This window comes from Escherichia sp. MOD1-EC7003, assembly GCF_002965065.1.
Lineage (GTDB): Bacteria > Pseudomonadota > Gammaproteobacteria > Enterobacterales > Enterobacteriaceae > Escherichia.
Map to the genome: position 1 here is coordinate 36036 of NZ_PTRE01000018.1, position 6693 is coordinate 42728.

At 53.5% G+C, this 6693-nt stretch carries 7 protein-coding genes and 1 pseudogene; 1 reads left to right on the forward strand and 7 read right to left on the reverse strand.

Annotated elements, in window-relative coordinates; genetic code table 11:
• Positions 1 to 2: 2 nt before the first annotated feature.
• The 6 genes from ispH to A7090_RS02670 form a co-directional block, all read right to left on the reverse strand.
• Positions 3 to 953, reverse strand: a complete 951-nt coding sequence (ispH, locus tag A7090_RS02645; RefSeq protein WP_105272925.1) for a 4-hydroxy-3-methylbut-2-enyl diphosphate reductase — start codon at positions 951 to 953, stop codon at positions 3 to 5.
• A 1-nt stretch (position 954) separates the two neighbouring features.
• Positions 955 to 1404, reverse strand: a complete 450-nt coding sequence (gene fkpB / locus A7090_RS02650) for an FKBP-type peptidyl-prolyl cis-trans isomerase (RefSeq protein ID WP_105272926.1) — start codon at positions 1402 to 1404, stop codon at positions 955 to 957.
• 126 nt (positions 1405 to 1530) lie between these two features.
• Positions 1531 to 2025 carry a signal peptidase II gene (gene lspA, locus A7090_RS02655; protein WP_105272927.1) on the reverse strand — a complete coding sequence of 165 codons (495 nt, stop codon included), beginning with the start codon at positions 2023 to 2025 and terminating at the stop codon, positions 1531 to 1533.
• Entirely contained in the window at positions 2025 to 4841 is a 2817-nt protein-coding gene (gene ileS, locus A7090_RS02660; RefSeq protein ID WP_105272928.1) for an isoleucine--tRNA ligase, read from the reverse strand. The genes lspA and ileS overlap by 1 nt, the downstream gene beginning before the upstream one ends.
• 42 nt (positions 4842 to 4883) lie before the next feature.
• A complete protein-coding gene (gene ribF, locus A7090_RS02665) occupies positions 4884 to 5825 on the reverse strand; it encodes a bifunctional riboflavin kinase/FAD synthetase (RefSeq protein ID WP_105272929.1) in 942 nt (313 codons plus the stop codon).
• 7 nt (positions 5826 to 5832) lie between these two features.
• The gene (locus A7090_RS02670) at positions 5833 to 6051 is read right to left on the reverse strand and encodes a DUF2575 family protein (RefSeq protein WP_105272930.1); all 219 of its coding nucleotides are present in this window, start codon (positions 6049 to 6051) and stop codon (positions 5833 to 5835) included.
• 102 nt (positions 6052 to 6153) lie between these two features.
• On the opposite strand from A7090_RS02670, the gene rpsT reads away from it, so the two are divergent.
• Complete coding sequence (gene rpsT, locus A7090_RS02675; protein ID WP_001274021.1) at positions 6154 to 6417, forward strand: 30S ribosomal protein S20; 264 nt, start codon at positions 6154 to 6156, stop codon at positions 6415 to 6417.
• A 68-nt stretch (positions 6418 to 6485) separates the two neighbouring features.
• Here rpsT and A7090_RS02680 read toward each other — a convergent pair.
• Positions 6486 to 6693, reverse strand: a pseudogene (locus tag A7090_RS02680) (IS4 family transposase); the annotation flags it as partial.

Consider the following 6693-nt stretch of genomic DNA (forward strand, 5'->3'; position numbering starts at 1 on the left):
ACTTAATCGACCTCACGAATATCCACACGCAGCTCTTTCGGCACTTCGAAAACAATATTTTCTTCGCGGCCTTCCAGCGGGATGGCTTCGCCACCACCAAGCTGTTGCAAACGAGCAACTACATTCTGCACCAGAATATCCGGAGCCGAGGCGCCCGCAGTCACGCCGACGCAGTTCACGTCTTTCACCCACTCTTCCTGGATGTCTTTCGCATCGTCAATCAAAAACGCGCGTTTGCCCATACGCTGGGCCAGCTCCGCCAGACGGTTGGAGTTGGAGGAGTTTTTCGAACCGACCACCAGCACCACTTCTGCCTGCTCTGCCAGGGCGCGTACTGCTTCCTGACGATTGGTGGTGGCGTAGCAGATATCATCTTTGCGCGGCCCAACAATTTTCGGGAAGCGTTTACGCAGCGCGTCGATCACATCAGACGTGTCATCCACCGACAGCGTAGTTTGGGTCATAAAGGAGAGTTTCCCGTCGTTTTTAACCGTCAGCTTCCACACATCATCCGGCGATTCGACCAGATACATTCCCCCTTGCGGGTTGCTGTACTGGCCCATCGTACCTTCCACTTCCGGGTGCCCGGCGTGACCGATAAGAATAGACTCTTCGCCACGACGGCTGGCGCGGGCGACTTCCATATGCACTTTGGTCACCAGTGGACAGGTCGCGTCGAACACCGTCAAATCACGGCTTTTCGCTTCGTTACGTACCGCCTGAGAAACACCGTGTGCGGAGAAGATCAGGATCGCGCCGTCCGGCACTTCGCTAATCTGCTCAATAAAGATAGCCCCACGCTCACGCAGGCTATCGACCACGTAGCGGTTATGCACCACTTCGTGACGGACATAAATCGGTGCGCCGTAAATGGCCAGCGCGTTCTCAACAATGCTGATAGCGCGGTCTACCCCGGCACAAAAACCACGCGGGTTGGCCAACAGGATCTGCATGTTACGCCTCCAGTGCCGGATCGATTTCCAGCACTTCAATATCAAAATGAACGGTCTGCCCGGCCAGCGGATGGTTGAAATCCACGGTAATAGAGTCGCCGTTAATTTCGCGGATCACGCCAGGCATCTCACTGCCATCCATTACGGTAAAAAGCATTATTGCGCCAATTTCTGGCTCGCCTGCATCCATAAACTCACGGCGGGAGAAGTACTGAATCAGGTCCGGTGACGGCACGCCAAACGCCGCCTCTGGTTCCAGCGAGAAGGTGGTTTTATCGCCCACTTTCAGCCCCAGCAGGTGTTGCTCCAGCCCTTCGGAAAGAGAAGCATCGCCCAGGCGAAATAGCGCCGGTTTACCGTTGTTGCGGGTAGACTCGGCGGTAGTGCCATCGTCGAGTTTTAGCGTGAAGTGCACCAGGACGGCGCTATTGCTCTGTACAGATTCAGACATGCAGGTTTGCTCTTATATTTTGAGGATTTTTTGCCGGATGCGGCGTAAACGCCTTATCCGGCCTACGATGTTACAGCAATCGGTAGGCCGGATAAGATGCGACGGCATCGCATCCGGCAGGGTTTATTATTGTTTTTTCGCTTTAGAAGGCAAAAAACCTTCCAGCACAATCAGTGCCGCACCGACACAGATAGCTGTATCGGCAAGGTTGAAGGTGGCGAAGTGCCAGTCGCCGACGTAGAAGTCGATCATATCGACAACGAAGCCGTGCCACAGGCGGTCGAACAGGTTACCCAGCGCGCCGCCAATAATCAGCGCGTAAGCGATATTGTTTAGCTTCTGCGTGGCCTTCGAGCGATACATCATCACCGCCAGGATTACGCTAATACCAATCGCAATACCGGCAAAGAACCAACGCTGCCAGCCGCCGCTATCGGCAAGGAAACTAAACGCTGCGCCATAGTTACGCGCATAATGCAGATTAAGCGACGGGAACAGCGGGACCGTATCCCCCAGAGCAAAGTTCTGGAGGATCAGGTATTTGCTGCCCAGATCGATAATCAGCACGACTACCAGCAGCCACAGCCAGCGTAGCCCTGTTGAACAGATCGATTGACTCATCAGGCAAACTTACGTTTTTCACCGTCACCGGCGACGTTGCTGACACAGCGGCCGCAGATTTCTGCGTGTTCCACCACCTTGCCGACATCCTGGGTGTAGTGCCAGCAGCGCGGGCACTTCTCACCTTCGGCTTTACTCAACGCGACTTTCAGCCCTTTGAGCACTTCGCTCTGCTGAGCATCAGCAGGTGCGTCGTTATAGTCTGCAACGGTAGCGCCGGAGGTCAACAGGACAAATCGTAATTCATCGCCCAGCGCGGTCAGTTTCGCCGCCAGTTCCGGTTCTGCATACAGCGTCACTGCTGCTTCCAGCGAGCCACCCACTTTCTTGTCGGCACGTGCTTGCTCAATGACTTTGTTCACTTCGCCACGCACTTTCAACAGCTCATCCCAGAACGCATCATTCATCGCTTCGCTGTCTGCCAGACCAAACAGGTCTTCGTACCACTCACCGGTGAAGACGTATTTTTCACGTTCGCCCGGCAGGTAGCCCCACACTTCATCAGCGGTGAAGGAGAGGATTGGTGCCATCCAGCGAACCAGCGCTTCTGCGATGTGATACAGCGCAGTCTGGCAGCTACGACGCGCCACACTGTCCGCTTTGGCGGTGTACTGACGGTCTTTGATGATGTCGAGGTAGAAGGACCCCATCTCAACGGAGCAGAAACGCATCAGACGCTGTACCACTTCGTGGAAATCGTATGCTTCGTACGCCTTAAGGATGTCTTCCTGTGCCGCTTTCGCACAACCTACGGCCCAGCGATCCAGCACGACCATCTCTTCCGGTTTCACCATATCTTTTGCCGGATCAAAACCGTTCAGGTTTGCCAGCAGGAAGCGTGCAGTGTTACGGATACGACGATAGCTGTCGGCAGCACGTTTCAGGATCTCGTCAGAAACGGCCATTTCACCAGTGTAATCGGTCGATGCCACCCACAGACGCAGAATATCCGCGCCCAGTTTGTTCATCACGTCCTGCGGCGAAACGGTGTTGCCGATAGATTTGGACATCTTGCGGCCCTGACCATCCACGGTAAAGCCGTGAGTCAGCACCTGACGATACGGTGCTTTGCCCTTCATCGCGGTAGAGATCATCAAAGAAGACATGAACCAGCCGCGGTGTTGGTCAGAACCTTCCAGATACATGTCTGCAGCGTGACCGGCAAATTCCGGACGCACGTCAACGACGGAGGAATGGGTAGAACCGGAGTCAAACCATACGTCGAGCGTATCCGGCACTTTCACGTACTGATCTGCTTCATCGCCGAGGATGTCACGCGCATCGAGATCCCACCACGCCTGGATGCCATCAACTTCAACACGTTTGGCCACTTCTTCCATCAGTTCGAGGGTACGCGGATGCAGCTCTTCAGTGTCTTTGTGCACGAACAGTGACATCGGTACGCCCCAGGTGCGCTGACGGGAGATACACCAGTCAGGACGGTTAGCGACCATCGACTCGATACGCGCCTGGCCCCAGTCAGGGATCCACTGCACACCTTTGATCTCTTTCAGCGACTGTGCACGCAGACCTTTCTGATCCATGCTGACGAACCACTGCGGCGTTGCGCGGAAGATGATCGGCGTTTTGTGACGCCAGCAGCACGGATAGCTGTGCTGCATTTTCTCAACGTGCAGCAGCGCGCCTTTTTCCTGTAGCAGCGCAACGACGATGTCGTTCGCTTTGAAGACGTTCACGCCATCCAGCGACGGGTAAGTGCCCGGCAGATAAGTGCCGTCCGGGCCAACCGGGTTAGCGGTTTCCAGACCGTATTTCTGACCGATCACATAGTCGTCCGGGCCGTGGCCAGGCGCAGTGTGAACGGCACCGGTACCGGCATCCAGGGTAACGTGATCGCCGAGGATTGCCGGAACGTCGAAGCCCATAAACGGATGGGTAAAGCGCAGCAGCTCAAGCTCCGCACCTTTTACCGTGCCGAGAATGGTGTAATCGGTCACGCCGATACGCTGCATTACGCTTTCCACCAGATCTTTCGCCAGAATCACGGCCTGACCGTCGATCTGCACCAGCGCATAGTCGAAATCCGGCGCCAGAGAGATTGCGCGGTTGGCAGGCAGAGTCCACGGCGTAGTGGTCCAGATCACCAGCGAGATTGGGCCGTTAACGTTGCTTACGCCAAATTTTGCTTTCAGCGCATCCTGATCGACCGCCTGGAAAGCAACGTCGATGGACGGAGAGGTTTTGTCGTAATATTCAACTTCCGCTTCTGCCAGAGCAGAACGGCAGTCAACGCACCAGTGAACTGGCTTCGCGCCTTTGTGCAGGTGGCCGTTGCCGATAATTTTGCCCAGTGCGCGGATGATATTGGCTTCAGTTTTGAAATCCATGGTCAGATACGGGTGCGACCAGTCGCCCAGCACGCCCAGACGGATAAAGTCTTTGCGCTGACCGTCAACCTGGGTCGCAGCGTATTCGCGGCACTTGGCACGGAACTCGGCGGCAGTGAATTTCTCACCCGGCTTGCCAAATTCCTGCTCTACTTTCAGCTCGATCGGCAGACCGTGGCAGTCCCAACCAGGCACATACGGCGAGTCATAACCGGAAAGCCCTTTGGACTTCACGATTATATCTTTCAGAATCTTGTTAACCGAGTGACCAATATGAATGCTGCCATTCGCATAAGGAGGGCCATCATGCAGAATGAAGGTTTTTTTACCTTTTTTAGCCGCACGGATGATGCCGTACAGATCATCATCAGTCCAACGCGCCAGCATTCCCGGTTCACGCTTGGCGAGATCGCCACGCATCGGGAACCCTGTTTCCGGCAAATTCAGGGTTGATTTATAGTCACTCATCAGATTCTCAGTTCCGTATTTCGGTTTGATTACATAACAGGCTTAAGCCGGTTTTGTTAGCCCAAAAAATTCGCGGGCGGTTAATTCATCACGCGCAATCTGCGCTTTCAGTTCGTCCAGCGACGCAAATCGCTGCTCATTGCGTATTTTTTTACGCAGCACTACTTGTATATGGCGACCGTACAGGTCCATTGCAACATCTAACAAATGCACTTCCAGCTGCTGGCGAATACCAGCAACCGTTGGGCGTGTTCCGATGTTTGCAACGCCGGGTAACGGCGTTTCACCGAGGCCCAGCACTTCCACCGCATAAACCCCTTTCACCGGGGAAACCTGACGGCGTAGCGGTACATTCGCCGTCGGGAAACCTATAGTGCGCCCTAATTCATCACCGTGGACCACACGCCCGGAGATGGCAAAGGGGTGCCCCAGTAAACTCTCTGCCAGAGCCAGATTGTCATCTGCCAGCGCCTGACGCACAGCAGTACTGCTGATACGCACGCCACCTTCACAAAAAGTTTGCGTACTGGTAATGTCAAAGCCGTATTCCATACCCGCTTTCTGTAATAACAAGAAATCGCCTTCACGACCAGCGCCAAAGCGGAAATCATCACCTACGGCAAGAAATTTTACCCGCAAATGCCTCACCAGAAGATCGCTGATGAAATTTTGCGCGGTTAACGCCGCGAAACGCCTGTCAAAACGCACACACAGCACGTAATCAACGCCACACTCTGCAAGGTAACGCAGTTTTTCCCGCAGCCGGGTCAGTCGTGCCGGGACTTTATCGGTAGCAAACAGTTCCAGTGGTTGAGGTTCAAAAAGCATCACCATCACCGGTAAGTTGCGCTTGCGCCCTTCTTCCTGCAAGCCCTGTAATAGTGCGCGATGACCGCGGTGCACGCCGTCGAAATTACCAATAGTCAGCACACACCCTTCTTGCGGGGCCTGGCTGAGATTATGTATGCCGCGTATCAGCTTCATGTTTGGCTCAAAACAGTGAAAATCGTCCGAGTATACCTTGTACAGCGGTCAAGGTTAACCGGCGATTGAGTACCGAAATCAGAAAGAAGTGGCTTTTCATTGCCATGGCGCAAATCATGGGAAGAAACTGACCGCGTGCTGCAATTTTTATCGCGGAAAAGCTGTATTCACACCCCGCAAGCTGGTAGAATCCTGCGCCATCACTACGTAACGAGTGCCGGCACATTAACGGCGCTTATTTGCACAAATCCATTGACAAAAGAAGGCTAAAAGGGCATATTCCTCGGCCTTTGAATTGTCCATATAGAACACATTTGGGAGTTGGACCTTGGCTAATATCAAATCAGCTAAGAAGCGCGCCATTCAGTCTGAAAAGGCTCGTAAGCACAACGCAAGCCGTCGCTCTATGATGCGTACTTTCATCAAGAAAGTATACGCAGCTATCGAAGCTGGCGACAAAGCTGCTGCACAGAAAGCATTTAACGAAATGCAACCGATCGTGGACCGTCAGGCTGCTAAAGGTCTGATCCACAAAAACAAAGCGGCACGTCATAAGGCTAACCTGACTGCACAGATCAACAAACTGGCTTAATCGCCCGCTTGTTATCAGCTTTGTAAAAAAACCCGCATAAAGCGCTGAGGGATCCCCATAAATCAGCGCTAATAAACCAACACCATATTCTGGTAGGTTTTGGCGAGATGATTAAGAACTGTGCTTAGCACTGTTCGTCTTAAAATTAGCGGGGAGTGTCGTAAGACATTCTTCGCTAACGTCAGATACGAGATTACCCGCCGTGCTTTAATGCTGTTGGCCTGATATCTCAGATGTAATCCTTTGTTTTCAGCATGATAGCCAATAAGCCACAGT